This is a genomic window from Photobacterium sp. DA100 (assembly GCF_029223585.1).
Lineage (GTDB): Bacteria > Pseudomonadota > Gammaproteobacteria > Enterobacterales > Vibrionaceae > Photobacterium.
In genome coordinates this window covers 1,003,132-1,023,247 of record NZ_CP119424.1, presented here as the reverse complement: position 1 = coordinate 1,023,247, position 20,116 = coordinate 1,003,132, and the positions used below count along the sequence as shown (strand labels likewise).

Sequence of the window (20,116 nt, the reverse complement as noted above, 5' to 3'; positions counted from 1 at the left end):
GCGATGAAAAATACACTTACCAGCATTTTTGCTTTAGTACTGGGTTTCTTCACTGTGACATTTGCAGCTGTCATGGGGTTATTCATCGGGTTGGGTGCACTGATTGCCAGACCGTTTATCAAGAAGAAAATCAATGCGGCTTACCAAGAGGCACTAAAGCAGCAGGGTTATAGCGATCAAAGTTTCCAGCAGGAAAACCAGGGGGCAACCTTCGATGGCGAATACGAAGACATTACCCATTCGGCACCGCACGGCTCAAAGCAGTCGATGGCGTGAGACCAACGGGGTGAGGAAGATAAGCCCTAGCAGAATTGATAAAAGGCGCCAGCTCTGAGAGCTGGCGTTTTTTTATGGGCGATAATGTTGTTTAACGCAGTCGAGAAAGTCAGTCACATCTTGCTCTCTGGCATTGAACTGATATTTCTTGTTGTTACCGCGTAACTCGAAATGACCTTTGTCTTGTTTGACCAGAGTGGTAAAGATATCAAAAGCTTGCTTATCACTGGTGGCTCCGAGCATGACAAACCTTCCCACAGTGTGTTTGGTGCCATTGTTGCGCCAATTGGTGGTGAATACTTCAACCGGGCTGCCCGAACGGTAGTAGTGAAAATTTTCAAAGCCGGTAGGATGGGTGATATCTGTCTTTAGATCAACGTAGCGATTACGCATCGCGTTGTTGGTAATGACAGCAATCTGCAGATCGGGTGTAAACGTATTTTGTTGACTTTTCGTTAGGTGGTAGATGTCGAGACGGCACATCCTCTCATTGTTTAACGTTTCACTGGTTGGCTGAATTTGAGCGGTCACGTCGGCACTAGTTAAACATAAAATAAGCAAAATGACGGGAGTGAGGTGCTTCATACAGATGCCCTTGAAAACAACTCCCCCAAGCATAGTGATTTCTACTGCTCAAGCCCTGTCTTAATTTAGCTAATAAGATTAAATTCCAGTTGTTGGGTAGTTATGGGTTGTAGATTTTGGTTTTAACCATCCTGCGGTATTGGCTTGGGCTCATATTGTAGTGCTGCAAAAAACGGGTGGAAAAGTGATGTGCGTCCTTGTATCCAACTTGCTCGGCAACATCTTGGACTGACATGCCAAAGTCCCTCAGTAGTTGCTGCGCAGCATCCATCCTCAATCGCTGTAGGTGCTGGTGTGGGGTTTCACCGACTTGGTCTTTGAATTTTCGGTTGAATGTCCGAAGCGGTACGCCACACTGATCAGCGATACTCTGTGCGGTAATGGGATGGGCCAGGTTTCTTTTCATCCAATCCTGTGCCAAGGCAATCGATTCGTCAAACTGCAGCTCGCCGCCAATTTGGTAAAAAGGCTGCTGAGTCGATTTTGAAATTTCGTGGCCGAAATGGGTTTCTATTGTCTGTGCTGTCTTTTGGCCGAAGTACTCCGTAATAAGGTACAGGATCATTTCTGATTGTGAGTTGATACTGGTTGTACAGTAAATACCGTCGGCTGCGGTGATAGAGGCTTGGCGATTGAGATTGACTCTGGGGTAGCGGCTGGCAAAGGTATCGAAGTAGTACCAATGGGTAGTGGCAACTTGTCCATTGAGCAAGCCCGTCTCGGCCAGCCAGGCTACCCCGGTACCGGTTGCAACCAGCTTCGCGCTTTTCTGGTATTGCATTTTGAGCCAAGCAATAATTTCAGGCGAACGACGAATCGATTGTTGTGGGTTTCCCCACATTGGTGGGAGGATCAAAATATCGAAGGGTTGCGGATCAGCGTAGGTTATATCGGGTTGCAGCTTGAGCCCAGCGGTCACCTTGGTCGGTGCCAGTTTGGGGGCAACTAATTTGATAGAAAAGGGCTGGCTCCGCTGCTGTGCGCGTGGCCTTAAACTTGCGGCTGAACTGAGCATTTCGGCAGCAAGGGAAATGCCGGTAATTAATGCTCGCTCATAGAGCAGAAATCCAATCTTCATGGTTTATTAGTGATCTGGCTGCGTTAGTCGAGAAATAGTACGGCCTATTTTAATATGGGTTGGCGCTTTTGTCAGATAAATTGGCATAAATACCAGATGAATGAACACTGTAAATTGATAATCTATGTGCTCTTTAAATTTGAGAGCAGGTTCAGGATGTCAAAGTTACCGCTAATTGTAGGCTTCGGTGGTATGAATGCCGCTGGTCGTAGTTCGGGTTTTCACAGCTATAAGCGCATGGTGGCAGATGTGCTTGCCGATCAGGAAATGGCATCAACTTGGCTGGATCTGGCTCACCGCATGGGGCTTGCTGATGGGACGACGGTCGATCCAGAAGTCATTGACGCCATCAAGACTGGCACGTTAGTCCGTCGTATTGAGTCGTTTGATCCTGACAGCTTACGCTATCAATATAAAGCCGCTTTGAATGGCGGACAGGAAACCATAACCTTTTCGCTGCGTAAATCAAAAATGCCTTCACGCATCCCTGATAACTGGCAGGTGGAGGAGCAGGGTAGCAAAGTAACTATTACGGTTACGGGAGAGCTAAATGCTTTGCTCGAGGATAGAGTGACTTTCCCTGTTACCAGTGGTGGTAATATCCCATCCGGGTTTGAACCCGGCAAGCTATATAATTCCCGTTTTCATCCTCGCGGTTTGACCTTGGCCGTGTACGGGGCTTCAGATGCCCTCAATTCCATGGGTTTGGATTGGGACGAGGTACTGGGGCATATCAAACCCGATCAAGTTTCTGTCTACGCAGGCAGTGCACTGGCTCAGGTTGACGAGAACTCGTTATCTGGAATGTTGGCTGCACCTTTGACTGGCGGCAGAGTCAGCTCGAAAATGATGGCCCTCTCACTCGCTGAGATGCCAGCTGACTTTATCAATGGCTATGTTATTAATAGTATTGGCACAACGGGCACCAGCATGGGAGCTTGTGCGACATTTTTGTACAACTTGCGCCAAGGTATGCTGGATATCCAGCAGGGCAATTCGCGCGTTGCTATCGTCGGTAACGCAGAGGCGCCAGTTGTCGCTGAAATCATGGAAGGCTTCCGTGTGATGGGCGCATTAGCCGAAGATGCTCAGCTCAAGGCATTGGATAACAGCGATACGGTCGATAATCGCCGTGCATGCCGACCGTTTTCATCGAATGCCGGTTTTACCATGGCCGAATCGAGCCAGTTTGTGGTTCTGATGGATGATAAGTTGGCATTGGAGCTAGGGGCAACGGTTTATGGTTCGGTAGCTGATGTGTTTATCAATGCTGATGCCAATAAGAAGTCAATTTCGGCTCCCGGCGTGGGCAATTATGTAACCATGGCAAAAGCGACGGCATTGGCCAAAGCTATTTTAGGTGCCGAAGGGGTGAAACAAACCTATGTGCAGGCGCATGGTACGGGAACACCGCAAAACCGTGTTACCGAAAGCCATATCCTCAATGAGGTGGCAAAAACCTTCAGTATTGATAATTGGCCGGTGACGGCAATAAAGTCATACGTCGGTCATTCGATGAGTGCGGCTCCGGGGGACCAACTGATCGCATCTTTGGGGGTGTGGCAGTATGGCTGGATCCCGGGGATCAAAACGATCGACCATATTGCAGACGATGTCCACCAGACGAATCTGAACATCTTGACTGATCATCACTTTGCTGGTGAGAATGGCGAAGATTACAAGGGGGTCATCCTTAACGCCAAAGGCTTTGGCGGAAATAATGCGTCGAGCCTGGTGCTATCGCCGCAGCAAACCATGTCAATGCTGTCGAAAAAATACAGTGATGATGTGATGTCGGCTTATTACAACAAAAATAAGCTTGTCTCTCAGCATGCGGTTGCCAATGATGTTGCAGCGTGTGAGGGGCAGGAGCTAATCCGCTATCACTTTGGTGAAAGTGTCATGGATGAAACTTCCGTGGTGATGACCCCAGAGGCGGTAAAACTCTCCGAGTTTGCCGCATCGATTCCGCTGGCAACCGAGAATCCTTACGCAGACTACAGCTAGGTCACTGTCCCATTTCGTGATCTTCAGGAAGCGAATACAAGCCGCTGTTATTACGCAGCGGCTTTTTTATGGTAGCTTGAGATTACCTATAAGAAAAACGGAGTCTAGTACGTTGGCAAACGTTATGTTGGTTGCGAACCTCAATTGCGATCGGGTGCTGCAACTGAAAGAATCGCTGCAGGCGGGTGGAAGACATCATTATCAAGATCTCGGCCGTCGCTTGGGTGGTGGCGGTGCGAATACCGGGCTTGCTCTGGTTTATGCTGGCCACCATGTTGCACTGGTTAGCCAGGTCGGCCGTGATGAGACAGCGGACTGGCTATTGGCTGAGGCAAGCCTGAAGGGATTGAATTGCTCGTTGTTACAGCGTAACGACATTGTCACCCCGGAGCTGATGCTGCTGATGACGCCTGATGGCGAAAGAACCATTATCCGCCCAGAGCGGCCGGCATTTTCGTTAGGGCCTGCACCGGATTTTTCTCTCTGGGATGGTATTTATATCAATTCGAGTGCGGAAGGTATCGCGCAGTGGGCGACAAATGCACTCGAGCAGGATGTAGGTGCTTGCGGGAATAGCAAAAAATCTGTGCTAGTTGTTGCCCAACTACCCAAAAGCCTAAGTCGGCGCCCATGCCAAGTACTTATCACTTCCCGCTCAGATTTGGATGCCCATATCTTGTCGTCGGATAGTCCCTCGTCAGTAAACGATATTGGCCCTTTTGAGTATGCCAAAACGGTAGCAGGGGAATCGCTGGAGTACTTCATTGTCACTGATGGTGAAAAAGGTGCCACTGCCTACAGTCAGGCAGGGCAAGAGTATGTGCCAGCAGTTGAAACTGAAGTTGTTGATACGACTGGAGCGGGGGATGCCTATGCCGCAGGAGTTATCCATGGGCTATTGGCAAAGCTATCTATTACCGAAGCGATGGCTGTCGCTGCTAAGTGGGCCGCGATTGCGGTAGCGACACCCAGCTCAGTGCCGGGAGATGAATTTAAGGCATTCTTAGCGCGATAAGTGTATTGGGCAGGAAAATGATTAGAAATGAAAAGGGTTAGCTATGCTAACCCTTTTTATATTCAGCGGCTGAAGAACTGTTACTTCTTCAATTTGGTGATTTTCGATTTATTCAAAACCGCACGACGTAGGCGAGCACGGCGCTCTGCATCTGATTGATCCGACGGGTTGTTGGTACGGCCACGGCGGTCACGGAAAGCAGCTTTGTTGTGGATTTTGTCCAATAGCGCATCACGGCTTTTTGGCTCGTAACCGGTTAGCTGGATACGTTTAATACGTTGCTTGATCAGGTTTTCTACCTGCTGCAGCGTCAGCTCTTCATCTCGACTGACAAAAGAAACCGCATGTCCTTGTTGTCCTGCGCGGCCGGTACGGCCAATACGGTGAACATAATCTTCAGCCAGGAAAGGCATGTCGAAGTTTACTACGTGCGGTAGGCCTTGGATGTCCAAGCCACGTGCTGCCACTTCGGTGGCAACCATGACTCGTGCTTTGCCTTCTTTGAACTCATCAAGGGCGCGACGACGGGCGCTTTGTGCCTTGTCACCATGGCAAAGTACGGCTTTGATGCCGTCAAGCTTCAGTTCCTTGACCAGCTCGTTTGCTGTTTCTTTGTAGTTAACGAATACCAGTACCTGCTGCCAGTTTTTCTTACCGATCAGTTCAGACAGAAGCTCACGCTTGCGATCTTGGTCGACAGGATAAACCACGTGAGCAACAGTATCTGCTGTTGCGTTTTCCGGGCTGACAGAAATGCGCTTTGGTTTGCGCATGATGTCGTTAGCTAGTTTGTTCATCTGGGCAGAGAACGTCGCGGAGAACAGCATAGTCTGTGGGTGGTTGCGGATATCACCCATGATCAGGCGGATGTCGGAGACAAAGCCCATGTCCAGCATACGGTCAGCTTCATCGAACACCAAGAACTCAAGGTTTGCCAGCGTAACATTGTTAAGCTCCATGTGCTCAAGCAGACGGCCTGGTGTGGCCACCAAAATGTCCAAACCTGGTTCAAGCTTCTTCTCTTGCGAGGCCATCTTGGTGCCACCATAGACTGCAGCGACTGAGATGTCTGTGTATTTGGTGTAGTCCTCGATGTTTTTGGCAATTTGGGCTACCAGTTCACGAGTCGGGGCCAAGATCAGCGCGCGTACATTGAACCGGCCACGCGGCTTAGGGTTATCCAGGATCTGCTGGATAATAGGCAAGGCGAAAGCGGCTGTTTTACCGGTACCTGTTTGGGCATTGGCAAGAATATCGTTTCCGCGACGAGCGTGTGGGATCGCTTGTTTTTGGATTGGAGTTAATTTCTCATAGCCGCACTCGGTAAGTGCGCGAACAATTTCCTGAGAAAAGTTTTGTGATGCAAATGACATTCTTCTTTCCTAAAGCAGACGGCTGAGCCTGACAAAAATATGGCCGAAGATTATAGATGAATATTAGACAGCTGTGGGGACTAATTTGGAAAAAATGATGTTAATTTCGGCAGTTGGTGTGGGGGAGTTAAGTTTTTGGGCTTAAATGATTAGGCTGAGGTAGGTTTTTTCAGCCCAAATCATTTTTCGCTTATACACTGGAGGTCACTTTTGCGATACAGGCCAGAGTGTTAGCCAGCTTGCGCAGTTAAGTGAATCGGAAGATCCTTTGGTAGCTGCTGATTGTTGGTGAAGATTTTATCGAACTGTTTCATTGGTGATACTTTGACGGCAGCAAAACGTTCCCACTTACTTGCATCAGCCACTAACCATTGCTTGCGGCTGTTTCGAATGATCGCTTTAGAAATGTCGGCCTCAATATTTTCATGCTCCATCACAAAATGGCTGTTGGTAACGGACGCGCAGCCGCATATGCCGATATCTGCTTCAAAACCGTCGAAGAAATCTACGGCGCTACTGCCCATGATATCCTGGTGGTCACGTCGAATTTGGCCGCCGGCCAGATAGATCTCGATGTTATCATTGGCTTCAAGGATCTGCACAACCTGCAGGTTGTTGGTAATTACCCGTAATGCGTTTTTTGCCAGCAGGTGTCGGGCAAGGTGGGCGAGTGTGGTACCAATGCCAATCATGATCGTTGAGCCATCCGGGATACAAGCGGCAACAGTGGCTGCCAATTCACTCTTGGCTGTCGATTCGACATCAGAGCGATAGCGATAGCTGGTATTGGTCAAGGATGCTGGCAGGCTGACACCACCATGCACCCGGCGTGCTAACCCTTGCTCGCAAAGATAATTCACGTCCCGGCGAATAGTTTGTGTCGTGACGGCAAACTTCTCGGCGAGATGGTCAATTTGTACTTCGCCCTCAGCCCTTATGGTTAAAAGGATCTGGTGTTGGCGTTGATTCAGTTCCATGTTCTTCTCTAGTGTCAGCCTACGAGCGTAGGCCGACGCTCGTAGGCTCAAAATTTATCCGGCGCATCTGTGATGATGCTGTCGACACCCATATCAAAAAAATACTGTGCTTTGTCTGCGTTGTTCAGTGTCCAGATCTTGAGTACATACCCGGCATTTTTGATGTTTCTGGCAATGGCCGGAGTCAAAATATGGTGATCGATATGCACGCTATAAGCTTGACATGCTTGGATAGACGGCAGGCTGAAGTTGTTCCATACCTCACAAATAAAGCCGCGACGGACCTCGGGCATCAGTTGCTGGCATAGCTCTAGTGCTTTTTTTTGAAAACTGGAAAAAAGCAGTTTATCAATCGGGTAGCCTTTTTCTCTGATCAATGCCACGACGCTATTAACTAAAGGTTCAATTTGCTCATCATGATGAACTTTGAGTTCGAGGTTGAGGGTCAACCCAAGGCTTAGGCAAGCATCGAGGGCCTCTACAAGGGTCGGGATACGCTCATTGGCATAGCTTGGGTGAAACCAACTGCCCGCATCAAGGCGCTTGAGCTGGGCCAGGGTTAAATCGGCAATTCTCCCTTTGCCGTCGGTGCACCGGTTGACCGTTTCATCATGGATGACAACAGGGATGCCATCGGCACTTAACTGGGTATCAATTTCCACCCACTTTACACCCGCCTCGGCGGCTTTGTTAATGCTGGCTATTGTGTTTTCAGGAGCAAGTGCGGCAGCGCCGCGGTGGCCTGTGATCATATCGTTCCTACAATGATAATGCATGTTCATTTGAAAATTGACATAACAGTATGTGGCTTATGTTACCGCAATATGACAATAAAGCTTAGTTCTGCAGCACTATAGCTTAGCCATTGGTTGCACTGAAGCTGCTGAAAAAAGGCTGCTTTCAGTGCTGCGTTCAGGTGAGTAACGAAAGCCTAATTTTGTGTTCATATGAATGTAATATTTTCATTTCATACTCGCTGCCGAAATTCGTTATTCAACCGAATAAACATATTGAAGGCTAAAAGAAATGAAAAAGCTACTAGGCACTGTATTAACCGCAACCGCATTACTGGTTGGGTGTGGAGAAGCGGATAACCAGACGGCAGGTACAGCAGCACCGATTGATCTTAATATGAGCTTGGTGTTCTCGCCCAACGAGTTGCTGACACAGGAGTTGGTCAAGGCAACGGATATGATTCGTGAGCGCACGGATGGCGCGGTGAACATCAAGGTTTTTCCGGGGGGACAGCTACCGGTATACAAAGATAACCTAGAGCAGGTTGTCAATGGTGCCAACTGGATTGCGGTAGAAGATCTTAGTTACCTAGGGGATTACGTTCCGGACTTCGCAGCCTTGGCTGGGCCAATGCTGTACAACACCTACGATGAATACCTTGCGATGATGAAAACCGACTACGTTGCCGGTTTGAAGGCACAGGCAGAGGCTAAAGGCATCAAAGTCCTGAACGCGGATTACATGTTTGGTTTCCGCCACATGATCACTAACAAAGAAATCGTTAATTCTGAAGATATGAAAGGTATGCGGATCCGCGTTCCGCAAAGTCAGCTGTTTATCAGTACGCTCAAAGCCATGGGCGCCGCGCCGGCAGCTCTGCCATTTCCAGAAACCTACGCCGGTGTACAGCAGGGGGTTGTCGATGGTCTCGAGGGTTCCATCTTAACCATGTACTCGACCAAGATTTACGAAGTGGCGAAGAATATGTCTCTGACCAAGCACTTCTTGGGTACCGTCGGTCTCTATATCTCGCCATCAGTATGGGACAGGTTTACCCCGGATCAGCAGCAGATCATTATCGAAGAGCTGAATGCGGGGGCCAAGTCCAACACGGCTGAATTGGTCAAGCTGGATCAAGAATACACCGAGAAACTAGAAGCCCTAGGGGTAACTTTCAACGAGGTTAACTCGGAACAATTCAACCAGCTTACGGCAGAGGTATACAACCAGTTCCCGTCGTGGAGCGAAGGTGTTCATGCCACCATCATGAACGAGCTGGCGACTATCCGGGCTGATCAGGGCTGATCAACAGCGTCAAGCTAGGATCGTTGGTGAAGTATGGAGCACCAGCGATCCGTTGTCTGGTTTGGAGAAAAATGTGTTTTTGATTCGTAACATAGAAGAAATATTGGCATCAATTGCTATTAGTATCACCGTATTAGTCGTGATTGTGAACGTGGTTCTGCGCTACGGTTTTGTTTTTGTTGTGCCATGGAGCGAAGAGCTTTCTGTGGTGTGCTTCATTTGGGCTGTTTATCTCGGTATTAGCTCTTGTTACAAACACAAACTGCATATGGGGGTTGATGTGGTGGTGGCTTTGTTGCCGCCAAAAGCAAAGCGGCCATTCAAATTCCTGGTATCGCTATTCTTGCTCGCGCTGAACATCCTTATGGCCGTGCTGAGTTACCAGTATACGATGCTGTCAAACAAAGTGACCCCAGTGATGGGAATGTCTTATTTCACGATTAACGGTGTGTTGTTCATCAGCTTTGCCCTGATGGCACTGCATACAGTGAAATTTATTATCGAAGATATCAACGTCCTTAAATGTAGTAAGTAATAGGTTATTTTGTGGAAAGTTATCTACCTATTGTCATTCTGTTTGTTCTTTTCTTAATGAACATCCCAATTGCTTTCTCGTTGATTGCTTCAGCGATGGTATATTTTTTATTTCTCAATAACTCGATCCCAGTGACTCTGGTGATGCAGCGCTTCATCAGCTCAGCTGAATCTTTTCCGTTATTGGCGATTCCCTTTTTTATAATGGTCGGTTCGGTAATGAACTATGCGGGGATCAGCCGAAGTCTACTGGCGTTCGCCGATGCCATGATAGGCCATAAAACCGGTGGATTGGCCCAGGTCAATGTCGCCTTGAGTACCCTGATGGGGGGGATCTCGGGTTCTGCTAATGCTGATGCGGCCATGCAGTCGAAAATCCTGGCTCCTGAGATGACCAAGCGAGGATATGATCTTCCTTTTACCGCAGCGGTAACAGCGGCTTCATCCAGTATCAGTCCGGTTATACCGCCTGGTATTAACCTGATTATCTTTGCTCTGTTAGCCAATGTGTCAGTACACCAGATGTTTATCGCCGGTTATGTTCCTGCTTTTCTGATGGCGATTTCCCTGATGGTGACGATTGCATTTATAGCCAGGAAGCGACACTACAAGCCATCTCGTAGTGAGGTGGCAACGGCAAAAGAGCGTTGGCAATATTTCCTTGCCGCTATTCCTGCCTTGTTGATCCCGTTTGGTATCATTCTTGGTATGCGCTTTGGTTTGTTTACCCCGACAGAAGCCGGTGCTATCGCCGTCTTGCTTTGTACCTTGATTGGGGTGTTTATTTACCGCCAGTTGGGGATCCGCCACTTACAGTTGATCTTGCGCGAAACGGTGCAGGGGACCAGCAGTGTCATGTTCATCATCATTGGTGCTATGGTGTTTGGGTATTATATGACGCTGGAGCAGATCCCCCACAATGTTGCTGCGGCCTTGATTGAGCTGACAGACAATAAGTACGTATTGTTATTACTGATAAACATGTTGCTACTTGTGGTGGGGATGTTTATCGAAGGGGGGGCTGCGATGATTATTCTTACCCCATTATTGCTGCCCGCTGTGTTGAATCTGGGGGTGAATCCTGTTCACTTTGGTATTATTGTCATCGTCAATATTATGATCGGTGGGGTAACACCACCCTTTGGCTCAATGATGTTTACGGTTTGCGCCATCCTTAAAGTAAAAATGGTCGATTTTGTCACGGAAGTGCTGCCTTTACTCTTGGCACTGTTTAGCGTATTGATGCTACTGACATTTTCAGAAAGTTTGGTGATGTTGTTGCCGAATATGTTGTAACTCTGCTTCCGGAATTATGTAAAACCGGAAAAGAAGAAAGGAAAATGAGGTTGATATGAATTCGGATACGACGAGCCTATCACCAGATTGGAAAAAAATAGAATGGGTTTTAACTGATGTCGATGATACGTTGACTTGGCAGGGGCAGCTACCGCCGGAGACATTGGTTGCTTTGCAGCAATTGCGAAAAGCTGGAAAAAAAGTGGTTGCTGTAACCGGCGCCTGCGCAGGCTGGGGGGATCATATTGCCCAGCTCTGGCCTGTCGATGCAGTGCTGGCTGAAAATGGTGCGGTGGTTATGGAAAAACAAGATGGTTTCCTTACCCTTCGCTCGGCCATCCCACTAGAGGAAATCCGCAGTGGACAGCAACGGCTTAAGTCCGAAATTGAAGCGATTTTGGAGGATTACCCAAGTTTGCACTTAACCTTGGATCAGGCCTACCGAGTATGCGAAGTCGCGATTGATATTGGCCAAAACCGGCCTAAGCTCGACAGTCGTGTAGTTGATGAGATAGTTGCTCGTATACATGCATTGGGAGCCAATGCCACAGCAAGCTCTATTCACATAAATGCGTGGTATGGTGAACACTCCAAAAAGGCAACAGCGACAGCATTCCTCAAGGAAAAGGGGCTTACCGAGCAGCAGATAAAGCAGACGGTATGCTATGTTGGAGATTCAATGAATGACCAACACATGTTCGAGATGTTGCCATTGAGCGTCGGCGTCGCAAACATCCGCCATTATTGGCAGCAGCTAGTATTCAAGCCACAAATTGTGATGTCAAAACCTGGTGGTTTTGGCTTTGCTGAATTTTCCAGCCAGTTACTGGCTCTCTAGTAACGAAGAAAAACAGGCCTGTAATGGCCTGTTTTTTAGGCTCTTATATTTTCAAGGCTTCCGCCAATCGCAATGAATGCAGTGCGTTTACATTTTGGGCAATAATATTTGTATTCGCCCTTATGAGTAATGTGGCGTTCAATAAAGCTTCGCCTCACTCTGGTCATTGCAATATGTATCCCGCAGTCTTTACACATATCCTTATGTTTACCTCAACTGTCAGTTTATTGTCTTATTGTTCAAACTCTTGACGCGCAATGGTTATGAGAGCGCAATTTCGCTTGGTTGGCAATAGAGGGTGTATCACAACTGAGACAGGTTGAGCTTTTTATCAGTAAGGCATTTTTCGCTATTCAGCTAATGATGACAATTTTGACAGAATCTTCGACCAAACTGTGACGCTTGTTATATAATCTCCGGTCAAGCAATTTATCCTGGGACTCGGCTACGGGATATTGTGAAGTAAAATAAGGTAACTACATGAATTTAAATCAAGAGCTTCAGCGTCTAAATAACCGTTTAGATAAACTTCGTCGTAAGTTGGCTGGAGCACAAGAGCGCGGTGATCAGGCGATTGCAGGTCAGGCTACGCAAGAAATCGAGACCATTACCAAAAAAATCAATAAAGTTAAGCACCAGGCCAAGCGTCAACTTAACAAAAAAGGGTCTGATGTGAAGTCTCTGGCATTTAGCCGTCCGCTGACCAAAGCCGAACAATCCGACATGGGTAAGCTGAAAAAATCAGTCAAAGGTCTGGTTGTTGTCCATCCAATGACGGCGCTTGGACGTGAAATGGGGATCTCCGTTGTTACTGGTTTTGCTCCGAAAGAGTTCTAATCAGTCAACATTGAATCTTGAGGATCAGCCTTCTTTGGCTGATCGGATACTGGCTTGGGAGCGTTACGCTCCTGAGTTTGGTTTGTTTCCAACCGGCATAAAACATTGAAGCATTTTATCGGGTATTGTTGCTATCAAGGTAGAAAGCAACAGGTATTAAGATTTTAATTTAATGATTTATAATGGTTTTTATAACTTAAAGGAAAGTTGCATGAAGCTGTCTGTTTTGGATCAAGCACTGTTCGATCACCTTTACCGTGATATTCGTGAATTTCGTAATACTTTTGACTTGGATATCGAGTCGCCTTCCAGTTTGAACGAACAGGCTGATGCATTACATACATCATTGGCGGTCGAAGAATTGACCGAACTGGCAGAAGCCGATTCATTGGTTGAGCAGGCCGATGCGATTGTTGATTCAGTCTATGTTCTGATGGGACGCCTAGTACACCTTGGTGATGACAAAGTAGAGTCTAATATTGGTATCAGTTACCTGATTGACTTGCTGCTGCAGATCGCCAAGCGCCTGGGCTTTGATTTTGTTGCTTGCTGGGATGAAGTGCACTCCAGCAATATGAGCAAAGTTTGCCGTAACGAACAAGAATTCGAAGAGACCAAGGGTTTCTATGCCGAGCAGGGTGTTGAAATTGTGGGTAGCCAGAAGGGTGAATTCATTATTGCCAAATGCGCCAAAGACGTTGACCTTGGTGGCAAACTGGTCCGCCAGGGTAAAGTTCTAAAATCAGTCTACTATCGACCAGCAGATTTGGTTAAGCTGGTGACAGCGTAACGAAAATGGCTGTATTGAAAGCTCGGTAAAGTGGGAACTGGTTGTTCTTACTGCCGAGCTTTTTTGTCTCTAGACTAAATAACTATAATATAAAGACATTCATTTCTATGCCTTCAAAATTACAACTACAGCCTTCTTCTGAAACGCCGCTTGGCCGCCAGTTGTTTGATATGACTTGGCCGATGTTATTTGGCGTACTTTCTCTTATGAGCTTCCAGTTGGTTGACAGTGCTTTCATCGGACAACTGGGTGTCTTGCCGCTCGCCGCTCAAGGATTCACCTTACCAATGCAAATGGTGATCATCGGTCTTCAGGTGGGATTAGGTATTGCAACGACCTCATTGATCTCACGTGTTTTGGGAGTCGGTGATTACCAGCGAGCCAAGCAACTTGGTGGTTTAGTGGTCATTACGGGTGCGGCCAGTGTGCTGATGATATGCCTATTTATCTGGTTTACTCGCGGTGGGATCTTACAGTTGCTCAGCGCTCCCGAAGATGTATATGCGGTCATTGATGTTTACTGGCCCGTCTGGTTAGCAAGCTCATGGTGTGGGGCGATGCTATATTTTGCTTACAGCTTGTGTCGTGCCAATGGTAATACGATGCTACCGGGCATCATGATGGTGGTAACCAGTTTGCTGAATATGGCACTCGATCCCTTGTTCATTTTCACTTTCGATATGGGGCTGGTCGGTGCTGCTTGGGCAACCGTCGTCGCTTTCTCTGTTGGTATGATAGCGGTATACCCAAAAGTGGTTCAGCGTCATTGGTTAAGTTTTGACTGGAACGGTTTGGATATTTTTGCCTCGGTGAAAGAGCTGTTAAATATTATGGCGCCGGCAATGCTCAGCCAGCTGCTTCCTCCAGTTTCATCGATGCTAGCAACAAAGTTAGTCGCGGGGTTCGGCGCGGCAACGGTTGCGGCCTGGGCCTTGGGATCGAGATTGGAATTTTTCTCGATAGTCATTATTCTTGCACTGACTATGTCGATGCCGCCAATGGTAGGGCGTTGGCTGGGCAAGGGGGAGCTAGAGAAGATCAAGTCTTTGGTTTCTCTGGCGGTTAAATTTATTTTAGTGTGGCAATTGGCAATCGCCGTCCTGCTGTTTATCTCTATCTCGCCGTTAACTTCTTTACTGACCAGCGAAGCTGAAGTGGCCCGTATTCTTGCTCTTCACTTAACTTGGGTGCCATTGAGCCTTGGTCCTTTGGGTATTTGTATGTTGATGGTGTCTGTTTGTAACGCGCTGACGATGCCAATGCGTGCGCTGGTTATATCGGCCCTGCGCTTGTTTGCTTGTTTTTTGCCGCTACTGTGGATAGGGGCAAATTACGGCGGGATCCAGGGGCTTTTCTTGGGTGCGATGTTAGGCAATGTTTTGGCTGGTGCCGTTGCCTGGGGATGTTATCAGCGCGGTATGCGTGCTGTTGAAACAAAGTTTGCCGTACGTTGTTAGCACTGGCGTAATAGAACATAACTAAAACAAGAATTTGGATTGGAATGTATGAAAACTTTTACTATTAATACGCAGACCATGCATTATCAGGATATTGGCGAAGGCCCTGTCATTGTCTTCGGCCATAGCTATTTGTGGGACAGCTCAATGTGGGCGCCGCAAGTTGAGGTATTAAGTCAGTCTCACCGCTGCATAGTACCGGAATTCTGGGGCCACGGGGCTTCTGCGGCAGCGCCAGAATCAACGCGTAGCTTGAAAGATTACGCCAATGACGTACTTAGTTTGCTCGACTACTTGGAGATTGACACGTTTTCACTGGTTGGGTTGTCATCCGGTGGTATGTGGGCGACAGAGCTGGTAGTTAATGCGCCTGCCCGGGTCACGAGCCTGGTACTGATGGATACCTTCGTGGGTCTTGAGCCGGAAGTCGTCCATACCAAGTATTTTGCAAAGCTGGCAGAGATTGAAGAGAATGCGACGATAACATCTGACATCGTAGACTTTTTCGATGAGCGTCAGTTTGCAGCGCTCGAGAAAGATAGTCCTTTACGTACTGCATTCCGCCAGAGGTTGCTTACAGCAGATAAAGAAAGGGCATTGGCATTGGCTAAGGTGGGGCGAATGGTGTTCGGCCGTCGTGACATGTTTGAATATGCTGAAATGTTTGCGTTACCGACACTCATTATGGTGGGCGCGCAAGACCGTATGCGTCCCGTTCTCGAGTCGCAGCTTATGCACGATGGCATTACGGGCAGCGAGTTTGTTTTGATTCCGAACGCGGGCCACATTAGTAATTTAGAGCAGGCTGATTTGGTTACGGAAAAACTACAGCAGTTCTTCGCTAAGCATTTAAGCCGATAAACCCTGAATACTAAAACACAGTATTCACAAACATTCGATGAAAAAAGAGCCAGTTACTTTGTGACTGGCTCTTTTGCTATGAACAGTATAATCCTGACTAGAATAACAAATTGGTTATTTCAGTTGCTCGCAATAGAGCGGTTGATTTGAGGCTTTTGCTGCCAGCGCCTGTTGCATCTCACTCATTAGTTGTTGCTGGTTTGGCAGTGGTAGCGCTGCAACATCACAAATGAGTGAACCATGTTCTTCGTCAAGGAACAGCATGCCGCAGGCGGCCGGTTTGCCTTTGAAGAAGCCGACATACAACTGTGCTGGTGAGTCGTCTTCGAACATGATTTGGGTCAGGTACTCAATAATGGCTTCCTTGTCTGATTCATCCTGCCAACGGTTGGCAAGGACTAGCGAATATCGAATAGTGAGGGGATGGCAGTCTACAGGGTAGATGGTCAGTGAGTCATAGCCGGAGGAATCAGAAGTTTGGCAGGATCCAAACTCGAGTGATGCTTGGGCATCTAGGTATAAGGCAAGGCCTTGTTCACTGAGAGGGGTTGGAAACTCCGCATCGGTGATATGGCTTGCCATCCACCGGTTTTTTCGTTCGATGAGCTGTTTCATCTGGACTACTGACCGTTCTTTTTGCTTTGATTGCCAACACCATACCGCAAAAGAAACCTTGTGGGTATGGCTGGCGTTTTATTTGCTCAATTAATGACTGATTATAACCTCATCACTGGCAACACGGTGTCTCTCGCTGTAGATACCATCGTCGGCACGTTTGCCACAGCTGACAATCATGGTGATTTCGGCATCTTTGTGCAAACCGAGCAGAGCTTTGGCCCGTTTAGAGTCAAAGCCTTCCATCGGGCAGGTATCATAGCCTTCGGCACGCATTGCGGTCATGAAGGTCATCGCGGCCAAGGAGCTGCTTTTATGAAGGCAGACACGCAAGTCGCTTTTGCTGACTTCCCTTACCATTGGCTTTTTCAGCCCCATTAGTGCACTGAGGATCTTTCTGGCAACGCCGAAGATCCCAAGGCGATCATTATTGTAGACAAACGGGATCAGCTTTTCGTAGTACTTCAGGGCGCGCTTGGCGGTTGCATCTTCTCGGCCTTCGAAGGCATGGCGGATTTGCGAAGCATTCAACTCAGCTCGGCCTTTCCATTTGTGCGGTGTAACCACAAACACGACTAATTCATTGGCGGTCTTGGCAGCATTTTGTCCCATGCAGTACTGGGCGAGTTGGTCACGCTTTTCTTGGTTGATAACGCGGTGAAACTCCCAGAGCTGCATGTTGGAGCTATTTGGCGAGAGTGTAGCGAGTTCTAGTGACCGGGCTACGGCCTGGTGATCAAATGATGCGGCTTGATCGTATTTGCGCACAGAGCGCCGGGAATGAATGAGCGAGCTAAAGACGGTTGTAGATTCTGACATGTCGGTAAGTAAAGTTATGAGCCTGGCCTCACTATACCTGTTTTAGCCAGGGCTCCATAGTTGATGTTTGAAATCGGTCAGTGTTTATCGAAGAAATCTTTATTACGAATGTACTTGTTCATGTAGTGGTAGGTGATTGGTCTTAGTAACCAACTGACAATAGAGCGATACAGCCTCGCCAGTGTAGGTGTATCCTCATAGATCTTGCCATTGTGTAGCCAGAGCATTTTACCGACATGCCAGAACATGAATGGAATCGGTGGAAGAAAGGTAACGATATCCAGATCGCAGCAGATACGATAGGTTCTTTTGGCTAAGGGGTAATCTTGCTTGAAATTCCAAAACCCGGTTGCGGGTTGGCCAAAGGTAACAATACGCTTTATGGCAGCCGGCTGATTCTGATAGAGGCGATGTGCGACCAATATTGCCATTGCACCGCCTGAGGAGTGGCCGGTGAAGGTGATTTTTTTTCCTTGTTTAATTTGGGGTAGAAGAACGGATTCGATTTGCTGGTAGAGTGTTAGCCCAGCTTGCTGGTGGTTTATCTCGCTAGCCTGCAACAATTCGGCCTGCATTGCTTCGCTCAGAAATGGGTTCTGTTTGATGCTAGTAGCCTTGCTGCTTTGTTCCATCAAAGAATAATAGCCCCAGTGGACATGGCACCACTTATCACCGGATTGAATTTTCTTTGGAAAACAGGCGAGGTTAACTAGCCAGTCCCATAAACTCTGTGAGCCTTTGAACACTACAACAACCTCGCTTTCCTTGCCCCACAGGATACGGATAATCGTGCGTCCCCAGCGATCAGTGATTTCATGACGGCCATTTTTATCAAATCCGTATAGGGTGTGATTGAATGTCGTGGGATAAGCGAGGTTACAGAGAATGGCATAGCGTTCGTATTGGTAACGTTTGAGTGGTTTCATTCAATGGAGATCCTTACCATCATGATTGAGCCCTGAATCCAGCAACTCGTAGTCAGTCGGGTATAAAACATATAGCTTAAGTATGTGACATTTAGACTAACGCCTTGGTTTGAAGATGATCACCTTGCACATAAAAAACTGTCATGCAGGCGTGTTACGTTGGATGATTCGTTGCGTGTAGATCAAATTTTATGAAATTACTTGCTTAATATTTGTCCAACGTGTCGTCAATTTGATATAAGTATAGGTGGCTGGTTTTTCATACTTTTTTAACCACTTAAGTAGATGCATGGCAGGAAACACATGATGGAATATGATGTTAATTCTCACCCTTTAATGAAACTTGGCGAAGCGGCTCAGCCAGAGGCGTTTGTTAAGTATTTTCAAAATATGATGTTGGCAGGCAAGGCTATCGAAACCATGACGGTCGATAGCACGAAGATGATGCTCCAGCAAAGTTATCAGCAAAGCCTCAAATTGATTGAAGAGATGGATAAGCAATTTGCTTATCGAGATGATCAACAACAATCATTATGCTTTCCCTTTGATCTTATGGATCAAGTGACAAGGAATATGGCTGATCAGTGGAGTGTATTGACCGGATTACCAACGAGTTCGGTGGATCAGTTATCGGAGTCTCTAGAGGTGGCAAAAACCAAAGAGGAAGAGCTATCAAAGCTTGTGGCTGAACAAGAAAGCCAGATTAGCGAATTAAATCAATCTGTTTTGGACAGCCAGGCACTAGTTACCAAGGCGACTAAAGCGAAACAAACAGCACAGCGAAATGCCCGCAAAGCGAAGGCAGATCTAGAAGCTGCCACCGAAACCAATAAACAGCTCGAAGAGCAGCTCAATCAGCTGGAAGTAGTAAAGGCTCAAGCGTTGGACGAAAATCAGTCCCTTGTTGAGCAAAATACAACCCTTAAACAGCAACTTGCCAGCCTACAGGTTCAGCTAGAGGCGGTAAGCCAAGGCTCTTAGTTGTTGGCTAGTAATGACTCGATACTAAAGGCGCCTGCGGGCGCTTTTTTCTTGTGTACACTTCGCTCGACTAGTGATTTGTCTGGGTAAAGTTCAATATGAATGTTTATCTATTTCTGTTAATTACCAAATACGTGAACTGAACATAGGTATGATGTTGCTTTTGTGTTAATACTGGTGGCTGAATTGAGTGATTAATCTATGGCTAGGTGAAAACATAGCTCACTGACGGGAAGCCGTTGGGCGTTGTAGGAGTTAGTATGAGTGAGAGAAAGCGCGAAGTAACACTGAGATTTTTGGCCGAGCCCGGTGATGTCAACTTCGGAGGTAAGGTCCATGGCGGGGCTGTAATGAAATGGATTGATTTGGCGGCATATGCTTGTTCTGCCGGTTGGAGCGGCAAGTATTGTATTACAGCTTATGCAGGTGGAATTCGTTTCGTAAAACCTATCCATGTCGGCAATTTGGTAGAAGTCACGGCAAAAGTTATTTATACCGGTCGATCCTCGATGCATATTGCGATCGATGTTCAAGCAAGCGATCCAAAGGAACTTAAAAACCAGCTTACGACCCACTGTATTGTGATCATGGTGGCGGTTGATGAACACGGGCAACCGACCGAGGTGCCAGAGTGGCTGCCGGAGACAGACGAAGATAAGGTGCTGAGACAGTCAGCTATCCGACTGATGAATATGCGTAAGGAAATCGGCGAAGAGATGGAGGCGCATGTTAAGTATATTAAGTGAGCAGTGTTTTAACTTTTTCTTGGGGTAGATCAACAAATCAACTGGAAGTTAACATGAAACGCAAT

The 20,116-nt window shown here is 47.4% G+C and carries 21 protein-coding genes; 13 read left to right on the top strand and 8 right to left on the bottom strand.

Features of this window, described 5'->3' with window-relative positions; genetic code table 11:
- Nucleotides 1–3 precede the first annotated feature (3 nt).
- On the top strand, nt 4–276 hold the full coding sequence (locus tag PTW35_RS22465) for a hypothetical protein (protein WP_044621031.1): 273 nt from the start codon (nt 4–6) through the stop codon (nt 274–276).
- Nucleotides 277–348: 72 nt separating this feature from the next.
- Here PTW35_RS22465 and PTW35_RS22460 read toward each other — a convergent pair whose 3' ends face one another.
- Both PTW35_RS22460 and PTW35_RS22455 read right to left on the bottom strand, forming a co-directional pair.
- Nucleotides 349–807: a hypothetical protein gene (locus PTW35_RS22460; protein WP_281029067.1), complete on the bottom strand. Its 459-nt coding sequence runs from the start codon at nt 805–807 to the stop codon at nt 349–351.
- A 154-nt stretch (nt 808–961) separates the two neighbouring features.
- Entirely contained in the window at nt 962–1,939 is a 978-nt protein-coding gene (locus PTW35_RS22455; protein WP_281029066.1) for a helix-turn-helix domain-containing protein, read from the bottom strand.
- 156 nt (nt 1,940–2,095) lie between these two features.
- On the opposite strand from PTW35_RS22455, the gene PTW35_RS22450 reads away from it, so the two are divergent.
- Both PTW35_RS22450 and PTW35_RS22445 read left to right on the top strand, forming a co-directional pair.
- Nucleotides 2,096–3,946, top strand: coding sequence for a beta-ketoacyl synthase (locus PTW35_RS22450; protein ID WP_281029065.1), 1,851 nt, complete (start codon nt 2,096–2,098; stop codon nt 3,944–3,946).
- A 112-nt stretch (nt 3,947–4,058) separates the two neighbouring features.
- Nucleotides 4,059–4,961: a PfkB family carbohydrate kinase gene (locus PTW35_RS22445; protein WP_281029064.1), complete on the top strand. Its 903-nt coding sequence runs from the start codon at nt 4,059–4,061 to the stop codon at nt 4,959–4,961.
- A gap of 80 nt (nt 4,962–5,041) precedes the next feature.
- Here PTW35_RS22445 and PTW35_RS22440 read toward each other — a convergent pair whose 3' ends face one another.
- The 3 genes from PTW35_RS22440 to PTW35_RS22430 form a co-directional block, all read right to left on the bottom strand.
- Entirely contained in the window at nt 5,042–6,334 is a 1,293-nt protein-coding gene (locus tag PTW35_RS22440; protein WP_281029063.1) for a DEAD/DEAH box helicase, read from the bottom strand.
- A gap of 230 nt (nt 6,335–6,564) precedes the next feature.
- Entirely contained in the window at nt 6,565–7,311 is a 747-nt protein-coding gene (locus PTW35_RS22435; RefSeq protein WP_281029062.1) for a DeoR/GlpR family DNA-binding transcription regulator, read from the bottom strand.
- A 47-nt stretch (nt 7,312–7,358) separates the two neighbouring features.
- The gene (locus PTW35_RS22430; protein ID WP_281029061.1) at nt 7,359–8,063 is read right to left on the bottom strand and encodes a glycerophosphoryl diester phosphodiesterase; all 705 of its coding nucleotides are present in this window, start codon (nt 8,061–8,063) and stop codon (nt 7,359–7,361) included.
- A gap of 274 nt (nt 8,064–8,337) precedes the next feature.
- Here PTW35_RS22430 and PTW35_RS22425 point away from each other — a divergent pair, with 274 nt between their 5' ends.
- The 8 genes from PTW35_RS22425 (at nt 8,338) to PTW35_RS22390 (ending at nt 15,964) form a co-directional block, all read left to right on the top strand.
- Nucleotides 8,338–9,351, top strand: a complete 1,014-nt coding sequence (locus tag PTW35_RS22425) for a C4-dicarboxylate TRAP transporter substrate-binding protein (protein WP_281029060.1) — start codon at nt 8,338–8,340, stop codon at nt 9,349–9,351.
- 73 nt (nt 9,352–9,424) lie between these two features.
- Nucleotides 9,425–9,886 (top strand): TRAP transporter small permease, encoded by a 462-nt coding sequence (locus tag PTW35_RS22420; protein WP_281029059.1) that lies wholly within the window; start codon nt 9,425–9,427, stop codon nt 9,884–9,886.
- An 11-nt stretch (nt 9,887–9,897) separates the two neighbouring features.
- Nucleotides 9,898–11,181, top strand: coding sequence for a TRAP transporter large permease (locus PTW35_RS22415; protein ID WP_281029058.1), 1,284 nt, complete (start codon nt 9,898–9,900; stop codon nt 11,179–11,181).
- 55 nt (nt 11,182–11,236) lie between these two features.
- Nucleotides 11,237–12,019 carry an HAD-IIB family hydrolase gene (locus PTW35_RS22410; protein ID WP_281029057.1) on the top strand — a complete coding sequence of 261 codons (783 nt, stop codon included), beginning with the start codon at nt 11,237–11,239 and terminating at the stop codon, nt 12,017–12,019.
- 480 nt (nt 12,020–12,499) lie between these two features.
- Nucleotides 12,500–12,856, top strand: coding sequence for a YibL family ribosome-associated protein (locus PTW35_RS22405; RefSeq protein WP_281029056.1), 357 nt, complete (start codon nt 12,500–12,502; stop codon nt 12,854–12,856).
- A gap of 211 nt (nt 12,857–13,067) precedes the next feature.
- Complete coding sequence (locus tag PTW35_RS22400; protein ID WP_281029055.1) at nt 13,068–13,646, top strand: nucleoside triphosphate pyrophosphohydrolase family protein; 579 nt, start codon at nt 13,068–13,070, stop codon at nt 13,644–13,646.
- Between the two features lie 107 nt (nt 13,647–13,753).
- Nucleotides 13,754–15,103 (top strand): MATE family efflux transporter, encoded by a 1,350-nt coding sequence (locus PTW35_RS22395; RefSeq protein ID WP_281029054.1) that lies wholly within the window; start codon nt 13,754–13,756, stop codon nt 15,101–15,103.
- A gap of 48 nt (nt 15,104–15,151) precedes the next feature.
- Nucleotides 15,152–15,964: an alpha/beta fold hydrolase gene (locus PTW35_RS22390; protein ID WP_281029053.1), complete on the top strand. Its 813-nt coding sequence runs from the start codon at nt 15,152–15,154 to the stop codon at nt 15,962–15,964.
- A 114-nt stretch (nt 15,965–16,078) separates the two neighbouring features.
- Here PTW35_RS22390 and PTW35_RS22385 read toward each other — a convergent pair whose 3' ends face one another.
- The 3 genes from PTW35_RS22385 to PTW35_RS22375 form a co-directional block, all read right to left on the bottom strand.
- On the bottom strand, nt 16,079–16,579 hold the full coding sequence (locus PTW35_RS22385; RefSeq protein WP_281029052.1) for a hypothetical protein: 501 nt from the start codon (nt 16,577–16,579) through the stop codon (nt 16,079–16,081).
- Between the two features lie 90 nt (nt 16,580–16,669).
- On the bottom strand, nt 16,670–17,398 hold the full coding sequence (locus tag PTW35_RS22380; protein WP_281029051.1) for a nitroreductase family protein: 729 nt from the start codon (nt 17,396–17,398) through the stop codon (nt 16,670–16,672).
- Between the two features lie 77 nt (nt 17,399–17,475).
- Nucleotides 17,476–18,324: a lipase gene (locus tag PTW35_RS22375; protein ID WP_281029050.1), complete on the bottom strand. Its 849-nt coding sequence runs from the start codon at nt 18,322–18,324 to the stop codon at nt 17,476–17,478.
- Nucleotides 18,325–18,627: 303 nt separating this feature from the next.
- Between PTW35_RS22375 and PTW35_RS22370 the strand changes: the two genes are divergently transcribed.
- Both PTW35_RS22370 and PTW35_RS22365 read left to right on the top strand, forming a co-directional pair.
- A complete protein-coding gene (locus PTW35_RS22370; RefSeq protein ID WP_281029049.1) occupies nt 18,628–19,305 on the top strand; it encodes a hypothetical protein in 678 nt (225 codons plus the stop codon).
- A 260-nt stretch (nt 19,306–19,565) separates the two neighbouring features.
- Complete coding sequence (locus PTW35_RS22365; protein WP_281029048.1) at nt 19,566–20,051, top strand: acyl-CoA thioesterase; 486 nt, start codon at nt 19,566–19,568, stop codon at nt 20,049–20,051.
- Nucleotides 20,052–20,116 lie beyond the last annotated feature (65 nt).

Bases quoted from the DNA above. Each gene is read 5' to 3' on its own strand.
- PTW35_RS22410 (WP_281029057.1), top strand. From the start codon at position 11,237: ATGAATTCGGATACGACGAGCCTATCACCAGATTGGAAAAAAATAGAA.
- PTW35_RS22435 (WP_281029062.1), bottom strand. From the start codon at position 7,311: ATGGAACTGAATCAACGCCAACACCAGATCCTTTTAACCATAAGGGCT.
- PTW35_RS22405 (WP_281029056.1), top strand. From the start codon at position 12,500: ATGAATTTAAATCAAGAGCTTCAGCGTCTAAATAACCGTTTAGATAAA.
- PTW35_RS22440 (WP_281029063.1), bottom strand. From the start codon at position 6,334: ATGTCATTTGCATCACAAAACTTTTCTCAGGAAATTGTTCGCGCACTT.
- PTW35_RS22430 (WP_281029061.1), bottom strand. From the start codon at position 8,063: ATGATCACAGGCCACCGCGGCGCTGCCGCACTTGCTCCTGAAAACACA.
- PTW35_RS22455 (WP_281029066.1), bottom strand. From the start codon at position 1,939: ATGAAGATTGGATTTCTGCTCTATGAGCGAGCATTAATTACCGGCATT.
- PTW35_RS22365 (WP_281029048.1), top strand. From the start codon at position 19,566: ATGAGTGAGAGAAAGCGCGAAGTAACACTGAGATTTTTGGCCGAGCCC.
- PTW35_RS22425 (WP_281029060.1), top strand. From the start codon at position 8,338: ATGAAAAAGCTACTAGGCACTGTATTAACCGCAACCGCATTACTGGTT.
- PTW35_RS22450 (WP_281029065.1), top strand. From the start codon at position 2,096: ATGTCAAAGTTACCGCTAATTGTAGGCTTCGGTGGTATGAATGCCGCT.
- PTW35_RS22375 (WP_281029050.1), bottom strand. From the start codon at position 18,324: ATGAAACCACTCAAACGTTACCAATACGAACGCTATGCCATTCTCTGT.
- PTW35_RS22465 (WP_044621031.1), top strand. From the start codon at position 4: ATGAAAAATACACTTACCAGCATTTTTGCTTTAGTACTGGGTTTCTTC.
- PTW35_RS22385 (WP_281029052.1), bottom strand. From the start codon at position 16,579: ATGAAACAGCTCATCGAACGAAAAAACCGGTGGATGGCAAGCCATATC.
- PTW35_RS22390 (WP_281029053.1), top strand. From the start codon at position 15,152: ATGAAAACTTTTACTATTAATACGCAGACCATGCATTATCAGGATATT.
- PTW35_RS22370 (WP_281029049.1), top strand. From the start codon at position 18,628: ATGATGGAATATGATGTTAATTCTCACCCTTTAATGAAACTTGGCGAA.
- PTW35_RS22380 (WP_281029051.1), bottom strand. From the start codon at position 17,398: ATGTCAGAATCTACAACCGTCTTTAGCTCGCTCATTCATTCCCGGCGC.
- PTW35_RS22395 (WP_281029054.1), top strand. From the start codon at position 13,754: ATGCCTTCAAAATTACAACTACAGCCTTCTTCTGAAACGCCGCTTGGC.
- PTW35_RS22400 (WP_281029055.1), top strand. From the start codon at position 13,068: ATGAAGCTGTCTGTTTTGGATCAAGCACTGTTCGATCACCTTTACCGT.